Here is a 26,149-nt window from a genome sequence, read left to right as displayed (position 1 = left end):
CCTACGTTAGAAGTTGAGGTGGCCCGCGAGCTGGAAGCTGCGCGGCGTGCTGGCACTGTTGATGCTGGTGATGGTTCCGAACGCTGTCGTACCCCACTGTGCATTCGGATTGCCCAGGATGGGATGGTTCAGTACATTCGAAGCCGTCACTTCAAACTGGAAGTTGATGGATTCGCGGATTGGAATGGTGCGACGAAGCGCGGCATCCAGCGTAAGAGCCGCAGGATTCTTCAGGCCAAGTGGCTGAGTGCGAGGCGCGTTCCCCAACAGGTACAGAGGCGTGCTTCCAGTGGAAATGCTCCTCGGCGCCTGGAAGGCAGTCGAGTCAAGGTACTTGGTCGCGGAGCATCCCGCGCCACCAAGGTTACAGGCGATGCTGGTGCCACCCTTACCGTAGTTGCTGCCGGTCCGGCCAGATCCGACATACGACGGATTCAAGTCGGGCATGCAGCGCCCCTGAAGAGGATTGGAACCCGTCGCCGTCGAAAGCGTATTGCAGCTTGCGTCCGTGTTCCAGACCACAGCTACCGGTGTTCCCGTGCTGTAAGTGAAGATGTTCGAAAGCTGCCAATCGCTGAAGAGCGTACGAGTCGCCAGATGGCCACCGCCGAATCCGTTCTTGCCAAACGGCATCTTCCAGACACCATAGGCATGGAACGTATGGGGCGATGAGATCGTAGTGACACCACGATCGATACGATCCTGCGCCCAGCTCTGCGTACCACCCGAGATCGCGGCCTGCGGAATCGCGAAGCCACTACGGAAGGTTCCGTCGTCGCCGACGTTCTTCGACCACGTGTAATTGAAGTTGAAGGTAAGTCCACGCGACATGCGCTGCTGAACGGTCACCTGAAGAGAGTTGTAGCTAAAGTTGCCCACGTTACCCCAGGTGTCCGAAACACCGGAGTACTGCGGAAACGCCGTCAAACCTTGAGCAATCGTCGCCGCCCCTCCGTTGCCGGCCGCCGCCGCGTTCTGGAAGAACTGTGGAATATTGACACCCGGCATGGCTGCCTGTGCTTTGGCAACGTTCGCCGCAGTTGCCGGCGCGATCAGGATTGGCGTCTTGCCGTCCGTCGCGACAACACTCCCGAGCCCCGCCAGATAGATCGGGTTGAGCTGATTCGACCAGTAGCCACGGGCATTCGCGGCGTTCGAGGTTGAGTTGATAAGGTGATGGCTCTGGTTGCCGACGTAGTTGATGGCAAGCACCATGTCCTTGGTCAACGAACGCTGGATGCCCACGTTGTAGAACGTGAAGTTCGGAGCGCGGCTGGAGAAATACGGGTCAGCATAGCTCACTCCCTGCCCAGTCACCATTCTTCCGTTGTTCAGGTAGAAGCCGGTGTTCAGCCCAAGCGTCGCAGGCCCAGGGGTCGGAGCCGTCGGATATGCCTGGCCACCAAAGAGAGCCGTATTGGCCATCCCCAACGCCTGGAATGCGCTGCTGTTGTTGAGGTAATACGACGGACCCGCACCCGCGCCCGTGGTTACTTCCGCCGGTGACGCAATACTGGTGTTGAAGCCCAACTGGCCGGTTCCGTTGAATGCTCCACCTCGGCCGCCTACACCACCGCCCTGCGAGAAGACACGTCCAATACCGAGACGAAGCACGGTCTTATCATCCAGCGCATAGGTGAGACCGACGCGCGGTCCCCAGTTCTTCCAATAGGTTTGTACTGGCGTACGGCACTGGCAGCTCGCCGCTGCTCCACCATAGTTACCCGCGAACTGAATCGCGCCTGGTGTTCCGGTGTATGGATTGGTGAGGTTTGGGTTGAGGAAGCTCCAGCGATCCTTCACCTCGTGATAAGGCGGGAGATAGTCCCAGCGAAGTCCCGCATCCAGCGTCAGCTTCTCCGTGATTCTCCATGTATCAGAGACATAGGGAGCAATCGGGCGATAGCGGCCACCGACCTCGCTGACAGGACGAAGCTGCAGGCTCGGAGTGCCGCCGATCGCTCCCAGCAGGAAGCTGGCATAGGAGTAGCCGGAAGAGCTGGAAAGCGTTTGCGAGTTTGCTCCGAAGTTCGCGGTTGAGAAGTTGTTGAAAACCATCTGCAGCAGACCAGTGTAGGTATCGGGATTGGCGTTGTTGATCTGCTGCCACTGCACCTGGATACCGGCGGTGACAGAATGCTTGCCCTTGGTCCACAGCACGTTATCGAGGATGGTGTAGTTGTTCGGCGTCGTCTTCTGCGTTGAGACGGCATCGCTGGCGCCGGTCCACGTCTGCAACGCGACCGAGCTGGCACCTCCGGCTGTAAACGTCATACCCGGGAAGGTCTGGCCCGCCTGCCCCGCAGGCAGGTTGGTCGCGCCGAGATCACCGATCTGATAACCCGGAACATTCTGGGTGGCGTTCTTGATGTCCTGGAAGAAGCGTACAAAACCAAACTTCAACTGGTTCACCAGATTGTTGTTGATGGTGTAGACATCCTGAACGTCGAAGATCTTCGGATAGATGGTCGCGAGATTTCCGCCGGTGTAGGGCTGCGGCAGGAAAGGTGCGCTGTAGTTGTTCAGATAACCGACCTTACCGATCGCACCTACGGTTGAGATGCGGTGGTTCGGTGTGATCTGGAAGTCTACGCGGTAATCGACAGTGTAGTTATCAAATCCGTACGGAACACTGCCGAGATAGTTGTTCGTCGTACCGGAGTTGGAAGGCTGGGGCAGATAATTCTGAGCCGCCTTCGCGAACGGAGAAAGATAGCTGCTCGGAATTACGTTGTAAGTCGGAACTCCGTTCTTGCTTCCCTGAAATGGCTTACGGGTGCAGGTTCCACCGGAGCAGCTCGTTGTTGTGGGATCGAACAGCGCCGGGCTGGAGGTACCGAGCAGTTCGGTGAAGTCCCCCTGGCGCTCGAGAAGCGTTGGGATCGTGTAGGCCACGGGACCACGCACCGTGCGGTTGTGGTAGCGATCATATGCGGCGAAGAAGAAAACACGCTTCGTGCCTGGTACGTGTCCTCCGACGCTGGCGGACAACTCATTCTGGTGATCGACAGGCTTCGGCGCAGGAACCTGCCCGCCCTTGCCATCGGAAACAGTCTGCGCTTTGGTCAGCAGCGGCCACGCATCCAGCGCTGTGTTGCGGATGTAGTCCGAGACCTGGCCGTGATAGCTCAACGTGCCTGACTTGATGGTGAAGTTCTGCGCACCCGCACCGGAGTACTCCACGGGTGGCGTGCTGGTGAGAACCTGCGTCTGGTCAATGGATTCGATCGAGAATGCCTGCGAGACCAGGCGGTTATCACCCTGCTGGCTGACCGTCTGCGCGGGCAGACCATCTACATAGAGCTGCCCAAGATAATTTCCCGTACCGCCAACGATCGGCAGCCGTGCGCCGCCTTGTGCGCCAGGCGCCAGCGCCCCAAATGCGGTTGCATCGCGCTGGGCGTTGTTCGTCACCAGCGGAAGATTGGAATATGCCTCGTTCTCGATCGTCAGACCAAGCGATGCGTTCGTCGTCTCCAGTTGTGGCGGAGCTTCATTGACGGTCACCACATCCGAGGCTGCACCGACGGTCAGCGTCACATCGAAGCCGGTAACCGTCATCGCGTTGACGGTCAGGTTCTTCTGGATGAACTCCTGGAAGCCCTCGTGCTTCACGTCAACGGTGTAGATGCCCGGCGGTAGCGGGGTGATGGAGTACAGGCCGGCGCCCGTGCTCTGACGAGTGGTCTGCGTGCCGGTTCCCTGGTTGGTGATGATGATGGTTGCGTCCGGAACTGCGGCTCCGGTGCTGTCTGTCACGGAGCCCTGCAGACCGCCTTCACCACCGGTCTGCGCCGGCAACACGCCCGGCATCAAGACAACGGCGAGAAGGGCCAGCATACCCAGCAGACGGCTCCACCTGGAAGACACAATGCGCTCACACGGCTCCAAAAGGGTTGTTGCCATACTTCCTCCTGCGACTCCAAATCTTGTCGTTGGATGTCCATCGGAACGCTATTTCGTGAAACGTTTCATTGTCAATAGGGAAGAAGTTTCAGCAGAGGAATTAAATCGGAAAAATCGGGGGAATTTCGCCTGAAATGTCACTGGAGGCTGATGATTCGGGGTCGCAAACGTTTCTACTAGAGCTGTTCTTTTATTGGGGTATAGAGCTTGATTCTTTGCGAGGACCCGGATGCTCTCTCCCATCACACCAAACGACCAACTGCTTGGTTCAGACTCCCTTTTGCAGCTCTATGGCTGATGGAGAACAGCTCTGGTTCGCGCCTGCGGCGCGAATGCCTTGCTTAAGGGGACGGCTTCAGCCGTCCCGTACTGAGCCCAGAAGATATGCGGCTTTTAGCCGCTGAGGTACCAAACCATGACCTCAGCGGCTAAAGCCGCGTTTCTTGCCAACTTTATACGGCACGGCTGAAGCCGTGCCCTTAAGCAAAACAGGAACGAACTTCGATATAGCGCGAAAACCTGGGCGTAGCAGTAGGCTGGTATAGAACGCGTCTGCCCCCAACGAACACGTTCGTTGGGGTGGAAAGGCCTTCAGTGCTTTAGAGTGTTCTCTTTGGGGTATAGAGCTTGTTTCATTGCAAGGACCCAATGCTCCTTCCATCACACCCAATGACCAAGTGCTTGCTTCAGACTCCCTTTTGCAGCTCTATAGCTGATGGAGAACTGCTCTAAGCCTTAGAAGAAAGTGTGCTTTGCGCGCAAAAAAAAGCAGGCGGAGCGCCTGTTACGCGCTCCGCCTGCGTGCTTTCCGGGGAGGGACTTTTATTTCAGAGGAATGTCGATCACCTCAATGGTGTTCGGTCCCACCACGTGCTTCCAGCTGCCCGCCGTTACGATGGTGGTTCCCTTCACCGGCTTGATGGTCTCCGGATGATCGATTGCGTTGGTCACATACCAGGTCGCTGCATGCATGGTGTTGGTAACCGCGGCTCCCGCCTTGGCTCCCGTGACGTCCAGCGTCAGCGCCTCGGGACGATCGCTCGCGTTCACCAGCTTCAGGTAGAGCACCTTCTTCGCCGGCGAAACCGTCGCCGACCAGAAGAACCGGCTGCCCACTCCTTCGGCCTGGCTCTTCGCCACCTGCGTTCCCAGATGCTCGTTGAAGAGCACCTGCGCCCAGTAGCTGGGAGAGCCATACGAATGCAGCGCGTCATAGCCGATCAGATCGCTCGACCATTGCATGCCGCCCGGATTCACGTTCGTAAACAGCGGAGCATACGCAGCCATGACCACCAGGTCGGAGTTGCGCTCCATCGAGGTCATCCAGGCAGCATCACCCAGCGCAGCGCCGAAGTCGGGCGTCGGCGAGCCGGTACGCGTCGCCCACTCACCCACGAAGATCTTCGGGCCGTTGCGGTCGCCGTTGTCGTATTTGTGCACCAGGTCAAAGAACTCATGCGGAGTCTGATAGTAGTGATCGTCCACCAGGTCGGGCGAGCCGCCATGCTGCCATGCAGTCGCAATCAGCTTCAGTTGCGGATACTTCGCGCGGAGGGCCTTCTCAAATGGCGGATAGCGCTTGATGTAGCTACCCGAGCGGTCGAGGTTATCTTCGTTGCCGACTTCGATAAAGCGCAGCTTGAACGGCTCCGGATGTCCGTCGCGAGCACGGACCGCGCCCCACTTGGTGCTCGTGTCACCAATCACGTATTCGATCTCATCCAGGGCGTCGGCAATATAGGGATTCAGCGCGTCGCCCTCGGCATGTTCTCCGTTCAGCGTGTAACCGGCGAAGATGGCCAGCACCGGCTCCATCTTGAGGTCCTCACACCACTCCAGGAACTCGAGCAGGCCCATGCCGTCGCTCGAGGTATAGCCCCATGAGGTCCGCTTCGTCGGACGATCGACCAGCGGCCCGATGGTCTTCTTCCAATCGAAATGCTCGGCCAGCGTGTTGCCCTCGACGTAGTTACCGCCGGGGAAGCGCAGGAAGTTCGGATGCATGGCCGCCAGCATCTTCATCAGGTCGGGACGATTGCCATGCTCGCGGTTGTTGAACGTGGGCTGGAACAGGCTGACCATCTGCAGCTCGATGCTGCCCTTCTGGGTAAACGTCATCTCCCAATGATTGTCTTTGCCCGGAACCACGCCTGCGCCCGTCTTCAGGGTGTAGTCATACTTCTTCCAGTCGCCATCGGTCAGCGGTACGGTCGTCTCCGCCAGCGTCGCAGCGGTCTGGTTCGCAATCAGGCGGATATGCGCCGTCCCCACACCCGCAGGCTTGGCATAGAACGATCCGCTGTAAGTCGAGGAAGGCCGCACCGGCATGCCCCAGTAGCCATCGTTAGTAACACCCGCCTCGTTGCCCTTCGATGCCTCGCGCACCACGAGCTTCATGCTCTTGGGCAACGCCTCGCTGGGGCCGCTGTCGCCGTTCTCCACGACAGCGGAGGAGTCGCCCTGGGTCACCACACGCCACCACTCAAACCGCGGCCAGCGGTTGGTGAAGGTGCGGTTGCGGATCATCTCCGCATACAGGCCACCGTCGTAGCTGAAGTTGATCTCTTCTGTCATCAGGCCATAGAGCGTAGGGCTCACATCAGCCGTCTTCTGCGTGGTGTCCACGCTCAGCTTCGCCGGCTGCTGCGCCGCCGCAACCCCCAGCGCCAGCGCGCTGAGGCCAACTGCCATCCACTTCATTTGCATGTATCTTCCTCGAACGGATTTAAGAAAACGTTATCTCAACCGGCCGGATTTGTCCCGGAAAAACCTCCCAGGAACGCAAAACGGGGTCCCACACGGCTCGGTATGGACTATACCGAACCAGCCCCGGCGAAGTACACCCCCTCTTCCCTGTTCGCAGGAGACGTACACTGAACTCTCAGGATGCGGTTCGAGATCATCACCATCTTTCCCGGCTTCTTCGCCGGCCCCCTCGACTACGGCGTGGTCTCCCGCGCCATTCGTAAAGGCGTGGTCTCTGCCAACACCCACGACCTCCGTGCCTTTACGCACGACCGCCATCGCACTGTCGACGACCGGCCCTTCGGTGGAGGCGAAGGCATGGTGCTGAAAGCCCAGCCCATCTTCGAGTGCGCCGCATCGATCGGCATCACTCCATTGGCCGAACGCGATCTGACACACGAATCCGTCATCTTGCTGGCAGCGGGCGGCAAGCCGTTTACCCAGAGCATTGCTCACGAACTCTCCAGGCTGGAACGCATCACCATGATCTGCGGACGCTACGAAGGCGTGGACGAACGCGTCAACACCCTGCTCTGCGACCGCGAACTCTCCGTCGGAGATTACGTTCTCTCAGGCGGCGAGCTGGGCGCGGCCATCATCCTCGACGCGGTTACGCGACTGCTGCCCGGCGTGCTGGGCAACGCCGACTCCGCCCGCTTCGAATCCTTCGGCCACAGCGACGAGGAGATCGAACACACCCTCGAAAGTCCGCAAGCCACCCACGGCAGCGGAGGCCTGCTCGACTACCCGCACTACACCCGCCCCGCAGAGTTCCTCGGTCACACCATCCCTGAAGTGCTGGCCAACGGCGACCACGCCCAGGTACGCAAATGGAGACGGCAACAACAGCTCCTGAAGACCGCCCGCAACCGCCCCGACCTGTTAGCCAAAGCAGATCTCTCCGACGAAGACCGCGCTTTTCTGGCGTCACTCTAGCAAGAGAAACATCCCGCCCGGGCACCCCACCCTCGGGGTCCCCAATGGACTTGTTCGTTTTGGGGGTGAACGCTCGCAACGCTAGGGTGAGCGGAAGCCACACATTTCTCGACAAGCAATACACTCGTTGCCCCATTCTTCGCGGCTTCATCGCGAAGGGTGGGGTCCCCGGCGAACTTGTTCGCTGGGGTATTAGCGTGGGGTATCGAGCGAAGCGAGACCGCTCTGGCTTTCATTACCCAGAGAACGAAAAGCGGTCGCGCACAGCGCGATACCCCACCCTTTCGCCACGCGAAAGAATGGGGCAACGGTGCATGGGCAGACCATACGCCCAATCTCACCCATGCATTAACGCTTCAACTTTTAACTTTCAACTTTTAACCGAGGCTCGCTTCGCGAGCCTCGCCGCCAGTCCCATCATCACGACCGAAAGACACAGATAGATCACGGACGTCGCACTGATACACGCTGAAAGCCCAAACCTCTGTGCTGCCGCAGCAATCAGCACCGGAGCAAAGCCTCCACCCAGCCATCCCAGACTATTCATCACACCGGCGGCAACACCGCGCTTCTCCACCGGCACTACGTCATACAACGATGCCCAGATATTTGCGTCGTAGATGCCTTTGAAAAAACCAAAGCCGGTCATGCTGACGATCAGTCCCAACACGGTGATCGACCATCCGGTAAGAAACAAAAATGGCACACCGCACAGCAGGCCGATCGCCTGCGTCAGCTGACGTCCGCCTGCCCGCTTTGCTGCGAACCGGTCAGCAAGCCAGCCCCCCAGCAGCACACCCAACACCGAAGCAGCCTGCAGATACGCCGTCGAGCTGAAGCCGGCATTGCTCAGGCTCATGTGGAACTTCTCCAGCAGAAAGGTCGGCAGCCATGTCAGGAAGACCACGGCGACGAAGTTCGCTCCCATGAAGACCGCAATCATCAGGACAATGCGGCCGTTACGCAGCACCTCACGCACTCCACGTACAAAGTGCAGCAGCGGGTTCTCCTGTCGCTCATCGCCGGCAACACGCGGAGGCTGCCGCAGGCAGAAGAGCAGCACCACCGCCAGCACAACACCCAGCACGCCGAAGATGGTAAAGCTCGACCGCCAGCCGTGCCGCTCAGCGATGAACGCGGACATCGCTCCACCCGTGATGGTGCCTGCGTAGACACTCGACTGATGCAGGGCCATTGCCCGGGACCGTGTCGCCGCACCGTGATACGCCCCGATCAGCGCCATGGCCGCGGGAAAGTAAAAAGCCTCACCCAACCCACCCAGCGTGCGGAAGAAGACGAGGATGCCGTAGCTATGGCAGAGCGCCGTTCCTGCCGTTACCACCGACCAGAAGGCCAACGCGCCGATAATCACCTTGCGTGGAGAGATACGATCGCTCACCCACCCTGCCAGCGGTCCGGCAAGCGCATACATCCACATGAAGCTCGATCCCACGATGCCGAGCTGAATCGGCGTAAGCGAAAGCTCCTTCCGCAGCAACGGAAAGACCGAAAAGATTGCCTGACGATCCGCATAGTTGAACAGGCAGACAAACCACAGCATGCCCACCAGCAGCCAGGGATAGGGCGTGCCGGTACGCGACTCGGTGGCCGTCACGCTATGCATTGACTCCGCATAGATGAACGTTAACACCAAGCTCCGCAAACGCCGCGGCCTTTACCGCCAGTGCGTGATCGGCACCAGCGGCATCATTCGCATAGGCAATGCTGATGTGGTTGGCGCGATGGCGCGCCATGAAGCTGTCACGCGTAACGCCGTGCAGCACCGTATTGACGATGGGCCACTGATAGGTGGTCTCGCGCCAGCGACGCTCCGTCTCCTGCTCGGGCAGCGCAACAACCGTTCCACGGCCGAGATCAACGTGCAACGCGCCGCCTTCGACAAAGACACGGCTCCATACAATCTCGCCGGGTTTGCCGACACCCTTCAATGATCCGCCACCAAGCGGGAAGTACATCGCCGGCTGCCGCTCACTGACCGAACCTGCATAGCCGCCGACGAAATGGCTGGCCGGAGCAGCTCCCGAAATCTGCAACACCCACACAAACTGCTTCTCCCCATCGACCTCGAGCTCTTCGCCCCAACGCACGTCATGCAGCGTCGTCGAAGGATCAAGCCCGAGTTTCGTCCAGCAGCGATTGGTCACCAGCGCATCGACACCGGCGCCCTCGTCCACCTCATTGAAATGCGGCAGCGCCTTACCCTCGAAGAGCTCTACACCATTCTCATCAAAGACCGGCGGACGCTCAGGATTATTCAACAGGCCTTCCACCAGATCCGAGGCCGGCGTCGTATCCTTCAGTCCCTGCTGATACTGAATGCCGATAGCATCGCAACCGAACTCCGCCGCGATGCGTACAGCGGCGATATACATCTTCGCCTGCAGCAGGATCTGGCGATCGGTCAACTCTGTTGCCTCATCTGTGCCGGTGACGAAGCGCAGACCGCGTGCATCGAGCCACGCGCGTACCTTCGCAGCCTCTTCGTCGCTGATTGTGTTCATGCGCGCGGCGAGCGCGCTCTGGCTCAGCCGTTCTTTGAAGAACCCACAGGGATTCAGCAGCTCGTCATCGATGATGGCGTTGTACATTCCCATACAGCCTTCATCGAAGATACCGAAGATCGCCTTGTGATCGCGAAGCGCAATGGCCACCTCGCGGCCCGCGGTCTTTGCCGCTTCCGGAAGCCTGTCGATCTTCAGCGGCGTCACATGCGAAAGATCATGCGTAACCGTCCCTGTCTCCAGCCACTGCTTCAGGCCATGCAGGAAGAAGGCATCGTCAAAGCCGCGGCTCCACAGGGTGGAGAATTTTACGCCCGCTTTGACCAGCGATCCGTTCAGGTTCAACAGACCCACCAGGCCCGGCCACTGACCCGACCAGTTCGCAAGCGTCAGAATCGGTCCCTTGTGGAAGCGCATGCCCGGCAGCACATGATGCGTGTACTGCCACGCTGCGGTCGCAAAGATCAGCGGCATATCCTTGGAGATCGTGGCGAAGACATCCATTCCCATGCGCTGACTGGAGAGAAAGCCGTGTCCTGTCTTCTCATTGACAGGAAAGGCACGCCGCAACGTAACACCCATCGACGCAAGCACCGAGGTTAGCTTTTCTTCCAGCTCCTTCTGTGCCGGCCAGCAGGCCTGGTTTGCCGAAAGCCGCAGATCGCCGCTTGTTACCAGAACAACTTCCTTCACCATCGCCATTACTCCTGAACCATCATGGCTGCGCGGTTCTCCGCAAACCACGCCAGCATCTCATGCATCTGTTGCCTGCGCTCATCGCTGAGAGCAAAGGGGAAGGTCGCATGCGCCAGACCGCGCGCCTCGCCGAAGACCTTCAGCCCCCACGGCGTCGGCATCCGGTCAAGCTGCTGGATAAACATGTGCAGCCTGCCGTTGAGCGCATCCAGATCCACGCCGCGGGTCTCCTCCACACCGGAGGAGAAGATCGCTGTAATCAGCTCCGGCAACACGCACGATACGCCCGAGACCACACCATCGGCCACCTTGCTCTTCAAGGCCGGCGCCAGAGCACTGTCATTCCCAATGATGCGGCATGCCTCCGGCGCGCGCTTGCTCAGCAGCGATACCGTATCCAGCGAACCGCTCGAGTCCTTGATGCCGATGATGTTGCTGCACTGTTCGATCAACGCCAGCGACGCCTCCGGTTGCAGACCGGAGGTAAACTGCGGCAGATTGTAGAGCAGCACCGGTGTCTCCACACTCTCGGCCACCTCGCGGCAGAAAGCCGTCAAATCTCCCTGGCTGTATGGGAAGAAGTACGGCATCGGTAACAGCAAAGCCTGCGCGCCCGCCTCATACGCAATCTTTCCCAGGCAAATGGCAGCAGAGCTTCCAGCAGCCCCCACACCAGCAAGGAAGCTCCCCCGCCCCGCGACGGTACCGGCCACGATCTCCATCAGCTCCGAGAACTCTGCCTCGGTCACCATAGGAAACTCGCCGGTTGCTCCATTGATGGCAAAACCCTGGACACCTTTGCGCAGAAGGAACTCGATCCATCCCCGAAGCCGTTCTGCGTCGATCTTTCCCACGGCATCGCGCGGCGTAAGTACTGCCGCATAAACGCCCGTTACCAATTTTGCCATGTGGGCATCATAGATTTAATGTCAACGATTTGTCGACAAATAGAAAATTTGAATACATTGCCTGGACCTGATCGAGCACCTTCACGTTGATACCGGAACCGCCGCGGTCACCAATGACATATCCGGCTTTGAAGTCGCCGAACAGAACAGGGGTAGCGCCGGCTGCGGTAGAGGGCATGTTGCTGTCGTACGTCACGGGATAGCCGTGCAGATAGTCACGGTCACCCACGCGAACGAACACGGGCTCGAAGAGGTTTGCCTGCTTCTGCGCCTTGCGGATTGCAACAGCCGTTGATCGCTGCATGAGCCATCCGGCGTTCTGGTGGTATGGCGTCTTCAGCTTGCCGAGGACATCGAAGGTTGCATCAATGCTCAAGAGATTACCCTGCGCATCTGCCACCGCTCCGGTTACACCCGCGCCCACGTTGCCGAGCAAGCCTTGAGGCTCTCCGGTACCGCCGCCGTTGATGTATTTGTTGCCCTCGTAAATCTGTTGCGCCGTCAGCATGTCATCCACTGCGAACGCCTGGAAGGTCGGCACGTCCTGCGCGAGTTCCCAACTGATGGTTTCTCGAATGCCGGCCATAAATGCGGATAACGTGACTTGCTCAAGCACGGGGTCAGTTTCGGGGAAGCTGTTGGAGCTAGCCCCCGATTCCGGCTTCGCGCCTGCTACACCGAACGCACCTTTACGTGGCAGCTTGATGTCCATCACGGTGGGAATGACGGTTGCAACCTGCCGCACACCCTGATCTGGCGGAGCGAGCGGAATGACGTTGGACTCCACGGTCAGAGGTACGGTGTAACCGCCTGCGTTGTCTGCACCCTCGTATAACGCCGCATCGACGCGCGAGCCGCCCGATGCGACGTAATCGAAGAACGCCTCGGCATATTGGTTGGAAAGGAACTTCTGCTGAGGCGTCGCGTTGTACCGACGCCCGTTATCCATGATGAGCGTCCCGTTGGTCATCTTGTTTCTGATTGTGTTTTTTGACTCAACTTCCTTGATTCGACGACTCAAGGATTCGACTTGGCCATGTTCTCGCCGTACTCTGCCTTCTCCGACGTGGTGAGAGGGCGATTCTCGTGCTCTGCCTTGGTGATAATCACTTCGGCACGATCAAAAGCGGCTTTATGCTCCTGTTTCATATCCATTAGCTGCATTGCAAAAAACTCCGTAATGAGATACCCGCGTGTCCCTCCCCTGGACGCACGGGGGCACAGCAGCGCCTACCATCCGCGTATTGCGGGGGCTATCGCCTACGACTCGGCCCTATTTAGCCGAGCAGCCCTGAAACTTGGCTATGTGGCTAAGCGTCGGTGCGGTTATGACGCGGGTCCGAGAGAGACCAAAGCCGGCAGAGATAATCCTGTGCCGCATCTGGCGGTATCAAGTCCATGACCCGCTGTCGCTGCTTCTCGTGGACGTACTCCAGGTAAGCGGACGTCATGAGCTTTGTCATATCGTCGTCCAGTGGTGCGGCTAACGCCGACATCGGGACGCCATCGACTAGACCGACTGCCGCAAGAAAGCAGAGTCCGCGGCCTTCAGCGAGCGTGTACAGTTCTGGTACGGATGGCGCGTTCGCGAGGTCGATTAGCTCGATGTCACGCTTTAGCGTGTTGGCTAAGATCGCAACGGGGTATTTCGCACAGCAGGCGATTTGCTCAAACTCATCCAGAAGAGGTTTCATGCGTGGCCCTCTTTCTGTACGCTCCGTGTATCAGGCAGTGCCCACAGCTTCGTAGCGAAAGACTTGAAGTCATTCCGCGGGAGCTTCGGGTCCGCAGGTAAGAACATCAACGCATAATGCGCGAGCATGGAAGGCGTTGTGCTCGTCGGACGTCCATGCGCTAGATTGCGCAAGTCCCGACGTACCAAGGCAGGCGTGATCTTTCGTAATTGCATAAGTTCTCCATTGCGTTCGCGCCTCACCTACAATGGAGAGAGCCCGAACGATGCGTTATCCCGTATTTGTTTGGTCTAGCCGGCCTCAGAGTGTTAGCGCACTTTGGGGCCTTCGTCTTAGTTGAGCTGTGGTTTTCCAGACTTAAGCGCAGCTTCTCGTACTGCTGCCTCCAAAATTTTGTTATCCCTTGCTTCCGAAGTGAAAGGCAATATGAAAGACAGAATCTTCTCCGCCTCTCGGTCTTTCAATAACCCCAAAACGCCGAGAAAATGTACTGCTTCGTCTTTCAAGCCGTCGAAATAAGCGAAAAACTTCGCGGTCTCTCCCGGCCTAGGAAGGGGCTTTACGGCGACGACTTCATCTCGCTCCAAAATGAAAACGAGAATGAGTTGCGCGTCGTCGGGGCTAAGCCCTTCTTCCTGCATCAGTGAGCGAACTCTATCCGCTTCGTCTGTGAGCCGAGCTAGCGCGTGGTAAATGGATAATCGGATCGTCCCGCTCGGAGGCCGACCGGATTTAACCTTGCGCTGGACCCGCCCCGCAGACGTGAGCGTCTTTTCCATTGCCTTTTGACCGAGCTTCCGAGCGTGTTCGTTTAGTGGTGCCATGCAGGTTTACAGTGAACCCGCAGTGGGGTTATGTCAAGCGCATTTCACTAAAACCCGCAATAAATTTTGCACGACTCCCGGAGAACGTCAAAAATGGATGCCAATGATGGACTTTAATCCTTTAAAATCAATAATTTAACTTGATAGTAATTACAGTAAATGGCAGGATTGCGGACATGCAAATAAAAGTACAGCCCCGCGACTACACCATAGAATTTTCGATGGATTGTGATCCTTGCTTAACGACCTGGAGGGACAACCGGCGTTGGCGGGTGTGTCCAGTCTGCACAAAGACGTTAGGCCGGCCGCGTATGCGGAAATGCCGTAGCACCCCAATCAACAAAGAGGTCTACACCGTCCGGGAAGCGGCCCGCTTGCTCGGCTTCAGCTACGAGACGACGCAAAAGCTATTCGAGAACGAGCCTGATGTCATCGTTCTTAAGCGTCCGGAGCGGATGCACAAACAGGGATATCGAAGCATCCGTATCCCTTGGCACGTCTATCTGCGCGTCATCAAGCGGCTTAGCGTCAAGCCGAAGTAGAGAGGCGATCTAGGAGAAACATATTGACGCAATCCCTGGCCGAACGAGAAAGTTTGTTATGTCCAATTCCCACCAGAGGAGAGTTATCCAAAGGCTGTTGAAGGATGCGATGAAAGAGAACACCGGGACCACCGCCGCCCCCCAACACCCGATTCAAGAGAAGATGAGCATTGGTGAGCGGATCTGGCGCGTGATCGACAATAGCTCATTCCAGACGACGCTGGGGTGGCTCGGGGGAATTGCCGGAACTTTCCTCGATGGTCGTTATTTTGTACTCCTTGGGCCAGTGGTCCCATATGCCGTCTTCAGAGCAAAATCGTTAGAAGGCCTGAGTCCGGCGAGGAAGTTTGGCATTTATATGGTCACGCTGGTGATAGCGTGCAGCGGGCTCTTCAAGATGGGAGTCTCTGTCAACAAGAAAAGGGGCGGGACCACCACTCCATCCGAGAATCGAGCCGCTATCTCCGAAGGCAAGCCTCCGCCGATAGTGCAGCAGATCACCAACATCTACCCAAGCGCCAAAAAAGAACGGGCTGCGGAGCCGCGTATTGATCTATCTGAATTCATGCTCGATTCCGTGGAACCAGGTGGAAGGGTTTACAACCTGCACGTCGATGGTGTGAACAACGGTTCTTCGGTAGCGCGGCAAAGTAGGGGTGCTACCTATTGGGCTATTGGAGGGCGCGAGGATCGTACAGAGGACAAGCTGTTTGAATATCTCTATGCCAGATCGAAGGACAAAGATCAGCCCGTCGCAGACCAGCCACCGGGTGAAAAGAACAGTGTGTTTATGCCAACCTACCTCGGCCCACTGTCGGACAAAGATATGATCGACGTCCAACAATCAGGTAAGCGCATCTACGTTGGGCGGCTTGAGACCTACCTCGACGACGACGGCAATAAATACTCCACTGAAATATGTCAGTATTTCCGACCCGGAGACGGTCTTCTCCATTTTTGTGACGGCCATAATCGATCAGGCAGGCTGAAAAGATGAGTGCATCAGCATATTGCTGAGGGATAGAGCGCCAATCCGCCCGCTTAAATCTGGGAACAATCAAGGAACAATTTGGGAACAATAAGCGTTCCTTGATGTTCCTTTGCGTGGTTTAAGTGGCTGATTTATTTCGTGTAAGTCATTGAAAATGCGTGAACCTTAGATTTGACACGGTAGAGGTCAGCGGTTCGAATCCGCTCGTGCCTACCATCCTTTCAATAACCTCTTAGAGCATTTTCCCTGTTGCTGGGTGTTCCGGAAGAGGAGTGCAGCGGCGTTTTTCCTATGACGCTCCTGTCCCCAGGTTCCCCCGGATCGCTCCGGCGCGATGAAGAAGTAGAAGCGGAGCCGGAGTGTCAACTATTCAGCACGAAGAGCTTCCACCGGATCTACCGACGCCGCGCGACGCGCAGGCAAAAAACTTGCAGCCAGTGATGACAGACCTAGAAGTACAGACACGCCAACTAAAGTAACTGCATCCCATGCGTGAACGCCGAACAACAGGCGGCGCATGAGTATAGATGTTCCTAAGGAGCAGAGCAGCCCTACCGTCAGACCTACTAAGACCAGCCATGCCGCCTGGCGGATAATGAGGCGGTAGACAGAGCTTCTCTGTGCCCCAAGTGCCATGCGCACACCGATCTCGCGTTTTCTCTGGCCTACGGAATATGAGACTACGCCATAGAGCCCAACGACACCGAGCACTAATGCCATCACCGCAAAACCGCCTACCAGCAATGCCGCAAAGCGGTGCAGTAGAGCGGCTTGGGTAGTGTCGATCTTGTCCACCATGGTCGCTTCATTGGATACACCTAAATTCGGATTGACCTCATGCAAGGAGCTCACCATTTCAGGCAGGAGAGCTCCGGCATCACGCGACGATCGGACGGCTAGAGTGAACGAGCGATCGCCCGTCTGGTTGACGGGGAAATATTCCGTAGGTGCGATCTCAGCATCGAGCGGACCCTCGCGAACATCGTCGATGACACCGACGATCTGCCAAGTGGAAGGCCGTCCTCCTTCATCGTTCGCGATGCTTTGACCAATCGGATCCTGGTCAGGGAAATACCTCCGAGCAAGCGTCTGATTGATGACAGCTACTCCTGGCCTCGATGCATCGTCTTCTTCGGTGAAGAAACGCCCCCGAATCAGGCCAGCTTTGAGCGCAGGTAGATAACCAGGACTTACATGGCGCTCATTCACTTCATTATGCTCACCATGATATGGCCTTCCTACGATCCTGATTCCATCGGTGCTGCAATTGCATTGGACTGGGAGTCTGCTGGTCAGCCCGGCCGATTCGACTCCTGGCAGGCTCGTTGCGCGCTGAAGCACTTCGTTATTGAATACCTTGATCTGCTCACTGTTCTGGTGCAAGGTGCTGGGTAGCGCGATCTCTACGGTTGCAAGATGGCCGGAATCAAACCCCAGGTGCACATGCAGCAGGTGGTAAAGGCTTCGCCCCAGCAATCCGGCCCCGGCAAGCAGTACGACCGCAATTGCAAGTTCAAAGACAACCAGATTGGCTCCAAGCCTGCTCCAAAACTCGCTGGCTGCACCGCGCCCTCCATCAGCGAGATCTGCGTGTACTTGCCGAAACGGAAGCCGCAATATTGGTGTGATAGCAAGCAGCAAGGTGGTCAGCAATGCGGTCGCCGTGGCAACTCCCGCTGTGTGCACATTCAAGCCAACACGGTCGAGGAACGGCATTCCTGAGGCCATACGGACAGGAACCAATCGAGCGAGAACCGGAATGAGAGTTGCGGCAAGGATGATTCCCGCACTGCTGCCACATGCTGCCAGTACGACTGCTTCGGTAACGAACTGCTTTACTAATCGGGCCGGAGTTGCACCCAACGCGCCACGTACTGCGATTTCGCGCCTGCGGTTTTCTGCGCGAACGAGAACGAGGCTGCTGACGTTGACACATGCAATCAGCAATAACAGTCCGGCTCCACAGAGCAGGGTGAGCAAAATGGGTCGCACGTCACCGACCATCACCTCCGAGAGAGGAGTGACGCCGGCGTTCAGGTCATGTCCTGTAATGGCGTATTGCTGTTGAATCTGATTAGAGATCGCACGTACCTCGGACTGCGCCGATGCTACCGTGACTCCATCCCGCAACCGTCCAATACCAGCAAAGTTATAGAAGGTCCGTGAATGCTCATGGAGGCTTAGTTTGTTGATGGGAACCCAGAACTCGGCGTTGCCGCTTGGTGCGAACGAAAACGATTGCGGCAGCACACCAATAATCGTGTAGGCCTCATTGTCGAGGTCAATAGTCTGTCCAACGATCTCGGGCCGCGCGCCAAAGCGGCGGACCCATGCACCGTAGCTCAGGAGCGTTACATTGGGGCCGCCTGGCTGATTCTCTCCTGGATTGAAGTCTCGTCCGAGGAGAGGACGCACTCCTAATGTCTGGAAAAAACCGCCGCTTACCCGTTCTCCGTGCACAGGCTCCGCACCTGAACGGGTGCGCAGAAGATAACCGCTGCCGGTGTAAATATCGAGCGAGCTGAAAGACTTGTTCTCCGCCTTCCAATCGAGAAAGTCGGGATACGAAAGTGGCCAACCCGGCAGCGAGGTATCACTTTCACTGACCGACATGAGCCGGTCCGGGCTCGCGTAGGGCAATGGCTCCAAGAGGGCCGCATCGACGAATGCGAAGATCGCGACACTGGCGCCGACACCAAGAGCAAGCACGAGAAATGCAACCACGGCAAAGCCGGGATTTCGTGTGAGCTGACGAATGGCGAACTGAATATCGCGAACTAGATTGTCGAACCAGATGACTCTGCCTCTGAGATAGAAGCGCTCCCGGGCCGTCTGTGCGTTCCCAAACTCAACCTTCGCTCTGCGATGCGCTTCCTCTTCGCTGAAGCCTTCACGTCGTAGCTCATCGGCTTCGAGTTCAAGATGCGATCTGATCTCCTCGGCGAAATCATCCTCGCTTCGTCTGCGTCTGAACATGACTAGACCTCCTGGTTGTCCGTTCCTCCATCCAACATGCCGCCTTCCAGAATCAGCCCCATCGCCCGGACGAGCCGCTGCCATTCGCTGAATTTTTCTGTGAGCTGCTGGCGTCCCTTAGGAGTCAACGAATAGAACCGCGCCTTGCGGTTGTTTGCACTGACACCCCATTTGGCACTGATCCATTTCTTGTCTTCCAATCGCTGGAGAGCAAGATAAAGCGACCCGTGATCGACAAAAAGGACCTCTTCCGACCGGCGTAGTATGGAGCGCCCTATGCCCTGTCCGTGGCATGGACCGAGCACAAGAGTCTTCAGAATAAGTAAGTCGAGCGTGCCCTGTAAGAGGGCGATGCGGTCGTCGGATCTGCTTCGGGAAGACATCCGACCCAAGAATGCGCCCTCTTGGGTCGGATGTCAACAGGAGTCAAATTTTTCCGGAACTACACGTTACTAGCGCAACGATGGCATGCGACTGGAACGCGTCCACGATCGCGGCGATCGGCTCGACAGGAACTGCAGCTTTCGGTGTACACGATGCATGGTTCGGCGGCGGCTGGCTATGGTATCGAATGCGACCGCCAAAGCATCGCGATCCCAGAAGTCAGTCTATTCAGGAAGGACGAACCATACGACAAACATCCCGGATTGCCTGAATGACAAGCTCTGGCTGATCGATTTGAATCCAGTGACTACTCTTTTGTGCGACGCGGTATTGGCCTCGCGGAGAACGCTTCGCGAGATCCTTTTGAAACTCTGTCCAGATGCGGTCCCAGGCCTCAAACTGAGCTTCTGTCATACGGTTCGTCTGTGAGTTACTTCCATCACGCGCGGTGCGCTCATAGGGTGTACCACGACCGATCACAATCAAGGGAACTTGCGTGTGCCAGTCAAGGCGTTGTCCTGGTTTCACGTACCATCCGACTCTGGCCATAAGTTCATCTGGGACGGGTCCAGCGGGTCGAGTTCGTGCAAACGTAGCGCCTGCTCCTCGTGAGCGGAATCCAAAAAAACGAGGCCTGCTACATCCTGCCGGTAGCGCGTCTCGAATCGCCGAACATAGATGCCTGAATTGGAATGGCTTACCAGTACAAATGGCCCCTGTTCGCCTGATGCCTGCAGCCACGCATGTAAATCGTCGACAACGTCTTCGACGGATTGCAGCGGAACAGGAGCCTTGTCACTTGCACCAAAATTGGCGTGGTCGTAACTGCAAACACGGGTGAAGCTGGCTACAGCCGGCTGTACTTTCGACCAATCCTTGGCGGTTCTTCCGCCGGCCGGCACCAAAATAACGGTGGGAAGAGTACCGGCTTTGCCATCGCAGTAGATGGAAATACGGCGATCTCCGACGGAGATCATTTTTTGTTCGCCCAACACCATTGTTGAAGCAGCCATTAGCGCCACTGCGGCGACATTCCCGAGCCGGATCCGCGCAATGCGCTTCGCCTGCTCTTTTATCTTGCCCTCGGTCTCGAGCTCCGCCGATTCCAGTTCCGGATCACTGCAAATCTCTTTCGCAAAATCATTCATCTTACGCCGTTGCCAAAACATCCGTCGCGCGAACATTTAGACCTCCCGACCGTAAATACCTGAATCCGCGCCAAGGACCAGCGCCATCGCCCGCGTCAGCCGCTTCCACTACTCTGTTTCATCGAGAGTTGTTCGCGCCCTTCCTTGTCAGCGTATAAACCAGGGCCTTACGGTCCTTTCAGAGACACTCCACTTCGCCGTAATTAGCCTGCCCTCTTCCAGTCTCTGCAGCGCAAGATACAAGGACTCAAGACACGCGCCACCGCCATTACTTAGGTAGGCATCCGACCCAAGTATTCCTGCACTCGGGTCGGATGTCAACACCGATCTGCGGCCGAATGTGTAGCTTTGGATAAATCTGAGAATGCCGTTTTTCTTCGAAGGAAATCGGCGCGGACAGCCAACACTCCACGCTGAACCGAGGCCGACATACACCTTGACCTTCTACACGTTGAGGACTATATGTAGAAGCCAAAGGTATGTATGAAGGCTGAAAACCGATTCGATCTCCCGCAAGGCACGCTCGATCTCCTCATCATGAGGGTTGTTGCGCTTGGCCCCATTCATGGCTACGCCATCGCACAGAGAATCCAGCAGATGTCGCGCGACGCTTTGCAGGTCCAGCAAGGTTCGCTTTATCCCGCTCTCCACCGTCTCGAATACAAAAAGCTGCTTGCCGCCACCTGGAAATCTTCGGAAACCGGGCGTGAAGCCAAGTTTTACGAGCTCACCGCTAAGGGACGGACACAGCTCGAGGCCGAGACAGAGAACTGGAAACGCCTCACGGAGTTGGTGGGTCTCATCCTCAAGGGAACGCTGGAGGGCGCCTCATGAGCTGGCTAAGCAGGCTTATCTTTCGCAAGAAGATGGAGGGCGATCTGGAGAAAGAGCTGCGCTTCCACTTCGAATCGCAGGTCGCCGACAAAATGCGGACCGGGATTGCGGAAGCGGAAGCCCGCCGGCTCACCCGCCTTGAGTTCGGCGGCATGGAGCAGATCAAAGAAGATTGCCGGGAGAGCCGCGGAACCATGTGGTTCGAATCGCTTGTGCAAGACGTCAGGTACGCGTTGCGCCAGTTGCGGAAATCACCTGGCTTCACGTTGACGGCCGTGTTGACACTGGCGCTGGGCATCGGCGCCACCACTGCGATCTTCACGCTGGTGCAGCAGGTGATGCTGCAATCGCTGCCGGTCACCAGGCCGGATCAGCTTTGGCGCATCGGCGACCGCCCCCATTGTTGCAACTGGACTGGATACAGCCAGGACAACGACGGTCAGCCGGGCGATTGGAATCTCTTTCCGTGGGAGGCATACAAGCTATTTCGCGCAAACACGACGGGGTTCCAGGATCTGGCAGCGCTCCAGGCGGGTAACCAGGCGCTGGCAGTGCGATGCGCCGGCTCAGCGGGACCACCGGAGACCGCGAACGGCGAGTTTGTCTCCGGCAACTTTTTTCAGACCCTTGGTGTCTCCGCGTGGCGTGGAAGGATGTTTGTCGATGCCGACGACCAGGAGGGCGCGCCTCCAGTCGCGGTGATGAGCTTCCATGCCTGGCAGGAGAAGTACGGCTCCGATCCTGCGGTGGTGGGATCCACCTATCAGATCAACGGCCGTGCGTTCACCATCATCGGCGTTGCCCCGGCAGGTTTTGTTGGGGCGACAATCGTGGACTGGGGCATGCCGGATATCTGGTTGCCGCTCACAACCGAGCCGTTGATGTTGGGAACAACGTCGCGGATTAAAGACACGCGGGTCGATTGGCTTGACCTGATCGGACGAGTGCGCTCCGGAACCAACACGAAAGCGCTCGAAGCGCAGCTCCAGAGCGAACTGTATGGCTGGCTGGCCAGCCACCTGGCGGATATGAGTCCGCAGGAAAGAGCTGTGTGGCAGAAGCAGACGCTCCGCTTGACGCCTGGTGGCACAGGCTTTTCCAGATTGGAGAAGGATTACGGCGAGGGTCTGCGGCTTCTGATGATCACGGCTTGTTGCGTACTATTGGTTGCCTACGCCAACATCGCCAACCTGCTGCTGGCGCGCGCTCTCAGAAACCGGCAACAAACAGCGGTACGTGTAGCGTTGGGCGCATCGCGCGGACGCCTGGTCAGAAATGCGCTGATTGAATGCGTCACACTGTCTCTGATCGGCGGCGCGGCCGGCGTGGCTGTGGCCTGGTCGGGCGCGCGGCTGATTCTGTATCTCGCTTTTCATACCCTGGAGCAAAGCACCTGGATTCCAGTGCATGCCACGCCCTCAACACTGGTTCTGCTTTTCGCCCTTGGAGTCTCTGTGCTCACCGGAGTGATCTTCAGCATCGCGCCCGCGTGGATGACCTCGCACGCCGAGCCGGTGGAGGCGATGCGGGGCGCCCACCGTGCGGTGGGGGGTGGCCGCCATTGGGCGCAGAAAGCGCTGGTCATCGCTCAGGCTGCGGTATCAGTTGTGCTGCTCAGCGCGGCCGCGATGCTGGGCGGCAGCCTACGAAATCTGGGGCACCAGGACTTCGGGTTCAATCCGGATGATCGCTACCTAGTTTCCATCAATAGCTCGCTGGTGTCGAAATATAAACAGGAGCAACTGCTTCCACTCTTTCGTGAGATTCAAGATCGGCTCAGCACTATTCCCGGGGTACGTGGCGTCAGTTCCGCAACGTATGCGCCGATGTCCGGCAACCAGATGGGCAATGACATTCGCATTCAGGGCCAACCGGAGCCCGGCCCGAAGGATGATGTGTCCGCCGACTGGACTCGCATCACACCGGGGTTCTTCGATACGATCGGCGCCCAAATGCTGGCGGGCCGCGCCATCGACGAAGATGACAACGGAAATACGCGGCATGTGGCTGTGATCAACGAAGCTTTTGCGAAGAAATTTTTTGGGAACCAGAATCCCATCGGCCGGCGATTCGGTCCTGGTCCTATAAAAAATGCGGGAACGTATGAGATTGTCGGTGTCGTCCAGAACATTCATTACGTGAGGTGGGGCTTCGGAGATCCGGCCCGGGCTATGTACTACATCCCCGAAGCGCAGATGGTACAGTTCGATCAGCCGGATATCCAGAGTGACGAGCTCTGGTCGCAGAACCTCGGCAACATCGTGATCTGGGCGCCGAGGCATCCCGCCAACATTTTCATGCAAGTGAAGACGGCGCTGGCAGAAGTCGATCCGAATATAGTGATCTATGACATTCAGCCGTATTCGAGAGTCATTCAGGGAACCTTCGACCAGCAGAATATGATCGTCAGCCTTGCCTGGCTCTTTGGTGCGGTTGGCCTGGTGCTGGCGGCGATTGGGCTCTACGGCGTCACCGCATACGGCGTAGAACAACGTACAAGCGAGATTGGCGTACGCATGGCGGTTGGGGCCGATCGCAGCTCAGTGGTCGCGATGGTGCTGCGCGGAGCATTCTGGCAGGTCGGCATAGGATTGGGAATCGGGATTCCGGCAGCCATTGGATTGGGATATCTCATGGCCAGCCAGCTTTTCGGAGTCGCGCCCTGGAATCCGCTGCTCTTAGCAACTGCGACTGTCCTCCTTGGATTAGCAACGCTGGTCGCTGCGATGATCCCAGCGCGGAGAGCAGCAAGCATCGACCCTATCCAGGCGCTCCGCACTGAATGCCCCACGCGAAAGATGTCCAGAGCTTATCTGCCGCCACTTGGAAGCGAGGGATGGCCAATCTGGTGTCCTGAATCTAAAGTTCGTGACATCAATCATGACGAGTTTTTACCATCCGAAATGCTTCGACCGCTGAACGCGGTGGCATCTTAGGAGGCACAAAATGATTTCCGCCGCCCATATAGTTGTTCACACCAAAAACGCCGAGGCGGACCGCGCATTCTTCCGCGACGTTCTCGGGTTCGAATCCGTGGATGCGGGGCATGGCTGGTTGATCTTTGCCTTACCGCCAGGAGAGGCCGCATTTCACCCATCCGATGAGAATGGCGCCCACGAACTCTATTTCATTTGCGAAGACCTGAAATCCGAGATGGCTTCCCTTGCGAAAAGAGATGTCAAGTGTTCCGAAGTGCAAGAAGCAAGATGGGGTTCCATTACTAGGATATGGCTTCCCGGTGGCGGCTCAGTTGGTCTGTACCAGCCAAAGCACCCGCTAGCCATCGGCCTGAAGTGAATTGCAATCTGAATTGACCAACGATCCGTCGCCCCGCTTTAGAGCATTTCCCTGTTGCTAGTATCCCCGGAAGAGTTTGTGGACGCATTCTTCATCGCACTGCGTTCGATCGCCAGCGAGCCTGAGCTCGTGGGTGACGACGGCATTCCGGGCTCGAGCAAAACGTCAAATTCACGAGGGCCCTCCAGCATGCCGTGATAGAGTGGGAGACCCCGAAGTAAGCCTTGGAGGATAGTCACCTGATGAGCGGTCCTGTCCCCGGCACCGTAGAGACTCCCGAGTCCGGCTGGGCCAAGCCGGCAGAGCGAATCACTCCTGAAATATTTGGATCCGAGTCGGCAGCGATTGCAGGCATTGTCTTCCTCGCGGTCGCGGTCATTAGAATGGTTCGCCCGACGCCAACCTTCCCTCTGGACGACGCTTTCATCACTCTGCATTCGGCGCAGGTGCTGCACTCTGGCTTCGATCCGAATTTTCCCGGCATGCACCCCCTCTACGGAATTACATGTGCGCCGTTTTTAGGGCTCGTCTATCTCCTTCTGTTTTTCCTGAAACCATTAGCGGCGCTCGACATCGCCTGCTGGCTCGGCGTGCTCGCATACACACTCGGATTGCATTTCATGACACGAGTGCTGGGGCTCCCGAGAACAACGAGAATCGCTGTGATAGCTCTCGGGCTTCTTTGTTCTTTTGTTCCATATCAGCTGCTGAACGGTCTTGAGACCTCGTGGGCGCTCGCTTCCGTCATATGGTTGCTCGCACTTGCATCAGGAAACCGGGAGAAATGGGCGTGGGCTGCCGTCGCAGCCGGACTTGCCGGCAGCATTCGGCCTGACCTGATGCCCCTGGCCTTTTTCGTCATGCTTCTGTTGGTCATTAAGTGCTGGCGGCAGAAACAATACCAGCGCGCCATTCTTCTTTGCGTCATCGCTTGGATACCACTAGTGTTAACTGCTCTCTGGTACTACCGCTCAATCGGAACTCCATTTCCGCAGACCGGCGTTGCAAAGCACTACTTCTTCGCCGATCCCGATTACCTGTCTAAAAGAGCCTTATCAGTCGAGGCGCTGGGTCTCATCAGCTTCGCTTTCACCGTCGGTCCTATCTGCATCGCGATTCCATATCTTTTTCGGTCATGGCTCGGAAGAGTCTGCCTGCTGTTCACAGGAATATTTCTTGCGGCCCTCTTCTTCGACTGGCCCGGCGCAATCGTCACCAACCGATTCCGCTATCCCATCATTCTTGTGCCGGTTCTGATCTGGGCATTCGCATCGGAGAGAAAGGCTCGTCCCGCTCTCCTTATTTCGCTGCTTTATTCAGCACTCTTCGCTGTCTTTGCCGTTCACCTATACGCGGACGACTGTCAATCGATGCAAAACGCCGAAGAAGATATAGCCGCCTGGTGCGAACACAACGTCCCTGCGAACTCCACCCTTCTCATCCATGACGCCGGATATATTGCATATCGCACTCACTTCCGGCTTGTCGATATGGTCGGCCTCAAGACACCTGCCGCGGTCCCTCTCAATCGAAAACTCACCTTCCCGAGCGCAGGCAAGCTCCTAAATAACACCATCTCTCAACTTGCGGAGGAGACCGGAAGTCGCTATCTCATCATCCACGAGCCTTTCTTCCCGACTCTTATACCCGATCTGGAACGTATCGGACGGGATCCAAAACTTATGCATCAGAACCAGTACTACAGTGTTTTTGTCCTAACGCAACCAACTCTGCGGCAATAGAGCA

General features: G+C 57.3%; 19 protein-coding genes. 7 read left to right on the top strand and 12 right to left on the bottom strand.

All coding sequences use genetic code 11. From position 1 onward, the window contains the following. Positions 1-6: 6 nt before the first annotated feature. Positions 7-3,906 carry a carboxypeptidase regulatory-like domain-containing protein gene (locus tag OHL21_RS04570; RefSeq protein ID WP_263416068.1) on the bottom strand — a complete coding sequence of 1,300 codons (3,900 nt, stop codon included), beginning with the start codon at positions 3,904-3,906 and terminating at the stop codon, positions 7-9. Between the two features lie 822 nt (positions 3,907-4,728). Then, positions 4,729-6,606 carry an alpha-L-arabinofuranosidase C-terminal domain-containing protein gene (locus OHL21_RS04565; RefSeq protein WP_263416067.1) on the bottom strand — a complete coding sequence of 626 codons (1,878 nt, stop codon included), beginning with the start codon at positions 6,604-6,606 and terminating at the stop codon, positions 4,729-4,731. A 186-nt stretch (positions 6,607-6,792) separates the two neighbouring features. Here OHL21_RS04565 and trmD point away from each other — a divergent pair, with 186 nt between their 5' ends. Next, complete coding sequence (trmD, locus tag OHL21_RS04560; protein ID WP_263416066.1) at positions 6,793-7,587, top strand: tRNA (guanosine(37)-N1)-methyltransferase TrmD; 795 nt, start codon at positions 6,793-6,795, stop codon at positions 7,585-7,587. Between the two features lie 370 nt (positions 7,588-7,957). Here the strand turns inward: trmD and OHL21_RS04555 are convergent, their stop codons facing one another. The 7 genes from OHL21_RS04555 to OHL21_RS04525 form a co-directional block, all read right to left on the bottom strand. After that, positions 7,958-9,238: an MFS transporter gene (locus OHL21_RS04555; RefSeq protein ID WP_263416065.1), complete on the bottom strand. Its 1,281-nt coding sequence runs from the start codon at positions 9,236-9,238 to the stop codon at positions 7,958-7,960. Next, positions 9,204-10,805: a fucose isomerase gene (locus OHL21_RS04550; RefSeq protein ID WP_263416064.1), complete on the bottom strand. Its 1,602-nt coding sequence runs from the start codon at positions 10,803-10,805 to the stop codon at positions 9,204-9,206. The genes OHL21_RS04555 and OHL21_RS04550 overlap by 35 nt, the downstream gene beginning before the upstream one ends. Positions 10,806-10,810: 5 nt before the next feature. After that, the gene (locus OHL21_RS04545) at positions 10,811-11,713 is read right to left on the bottom strand and encodes a dihydrodipicolinate synthase family protein (protein WP_263416063.1); all 903 of its coding nucleotides are present in this window, start codon (positions 11,711-11,713) and stop codon (positions 10,811-10,813) included. A gap of 7 nt (positions 11,714-11,720) precedes the next feature. Beyond that, positions 11,721-12,734 (bottom strand): phage major capsid protein, encoded by a 1,014-nt coding sequence (locus OHL21_RS04540; protein ID WP_263416062.1) that lies wholly within the window; start codon positions 12,732-12,734, stop codon positions 11,721-11,723. Beyond that, positions 12,731-12,877: a hypothetical protein gene (locus OHL21_RS04535; protein WP_263416061.1), complete on the bottom strand. Its 147-nt coding sequence runs from the start codon at positions 12,875-12,877 to the stop codon at positions 12,731-12,733. Before OHL21_RS04535 ends, OHL21_RS04540 begins: the two co-directional genes overlap by 4 nt. 146 nt (positions 12,878-13,023) lie before the next feature. Continuing rightward, a complete protein-coding gene (locus OHL21_RS04530; RefSeq protein WP_263416060.1) occupies positions 13,024-13,407 on the bottom strand; it encodes a hypothetical protein in 384 nt (127 codons plus the stop codon). 332 nt (positions 13,408-13,739) lie between these two features. Further along, entirely contained in the window at positions 13,740-14,186 is a 447-nt protein-coding gene (locus OHL21_RS04525) for a hypothetical protein (RefSeq protein ID WP_263416059.1), read from the bottom strand. Positions 14,187-14,542: 356 nt separating this feature from the next. On the opposite strand from OHL21_RS04525, the gene OHL21_RS04520 reads away from it, so the two are divergent. Further along, entirely contained in the window at positions 14,543-14,773 is a 231-nt protein-coding gene (locus tag OHL21_RS04520) for a hypothetical protein (RefSeq protein WP_263416058.1), read from the top strand. A gap of 109 nt (positions 14,774-14,882) precedes the next feature. Beyond that, entirely contained in the window at positions 14,883-15,770 is an 888-nt protein-coding gene (locus tag OHL21_RS04515; RefSeq protein ID WP_263416057.1) for a hypothetical protein, read from the top strand. A gap of 360 nt (positions 15,771-16,130) precedes the next feature. On the opposite strand, the gene OHL21_RS04510 is transcribed toward OHL21_RS04515, so the two are convergent. The 3 genes from OHL21_RS04510 to OHL21_RS04500 all read right to left on the bottom strand — a co-directional run bounded on the left by OHL21_RS04510 (position 16,131) and on the right by OHL21_RS04500 (position 20,308). After that, positions 16,131-18,740: an ABC transporter permease gene (locus tag OHL21_RS04510; protein WP_263416056.1), complete on the bottom strand. Its 2,610-nt coding sequence runs from the start codon at positions 18,738-18,740 to the stop codon at positions 16,131-16,133. A gap of 2 nt (positions 18,741-18,742) precedes the next feature. Next, the gene (locus OHL21_RS04505; protein WP_263416140.1) at positions 18,743-19,123 is read right to left on the bottom strand and encodes a PadR family transcriptional regulator; all 381 of its coding nucleotides are present in this window, start codon (positions 19,121-19,123) and stop codon (positions 18,743-18,745) included. Positions 19,124-19,648: 525 nt separating this feature from the next. After that, the gene (locus tag OHL21_RS04500) at positions 19,649-20,308 is read right to left on the bottom strand and encodes an alpha/beta fold hydrolase (protein WP_263416055.1); all 660 of its coding nucleotides are present in this window, start codon (positions 20,306-20,308) and stop codon (positions 19,649-19,651) included. 447 nt (positions 20,309-20,755) lie between these two features. On the opposite strand from OHL21_RS04500, the gene OHL21_RS04495 reads away from it, so the two are divergent. The 4 genes from OHL21_RS04495 to OHL21_RS04480 all read left to right on the top strand — a co-directional run bounded on the left by OHL21_RS04495 (position 20,756) and on the right by OHL21_RS04480 (position 26,145). Then, entirely contained in the window at positions 20,756-21,106 is a 351-nt protein-coding gene (locus tag OHL21_RS04495) for a PadR family transcriptional regulator (protein ID WP_263416054.1), read from the top strand. Continuing rightward, a complete protein-coding gene (locus tag OHL21_RS04490; protein ID WP_263416053.1) occupies positions 21,103-24,042 on the top strand; it encodes an ABC transporter permease in 2,940 nt (979 codons plus the stop codon). Before OHL21_RS04495 ends, OHL21_RS04490 begins: the two co-directional genes overlap by 4 nt. Before the next feature lie 10 nt (positions 24,043-24,052). After that, positions 24,053-24,403 (top strand): VOC family protein, encoded by a 351-nt coding sequence (locus tag OHL21_RS04485; protein WP_263416052.1) that lies wholly within the window; start codon positions 24,053-24,055, stop codon positions 24,401-24,403. A 242-nt stretch (positions 24,404-24,645) separates the two neighbouring features. Then, positions 24,646-26,145, top strand: a complete 1,500-nt coding sequence (locus OHL21_RS04480) for a hypothetical protein (RefSeq protein ID WP_263416051.1) — start codon at positions 24,646-24,648, stop codon at positions 26,143-26,145. Positions 26,146-26,149: the final 4 nt, after the last annotated feature.

It is taken from the genome of Terriglobus albidus, from assembly GCF_025685425.1.
Classification (GTDB): domain Bacteria; phylum Acidobacteriota; class Terriglobia; order Terriglobales; family Acidobacteriaceae; genus Terriglobus; species Terriglobus albidus.
This window is presented reverse-complemented; position numbering and strand designations above follow the sequence as displayed.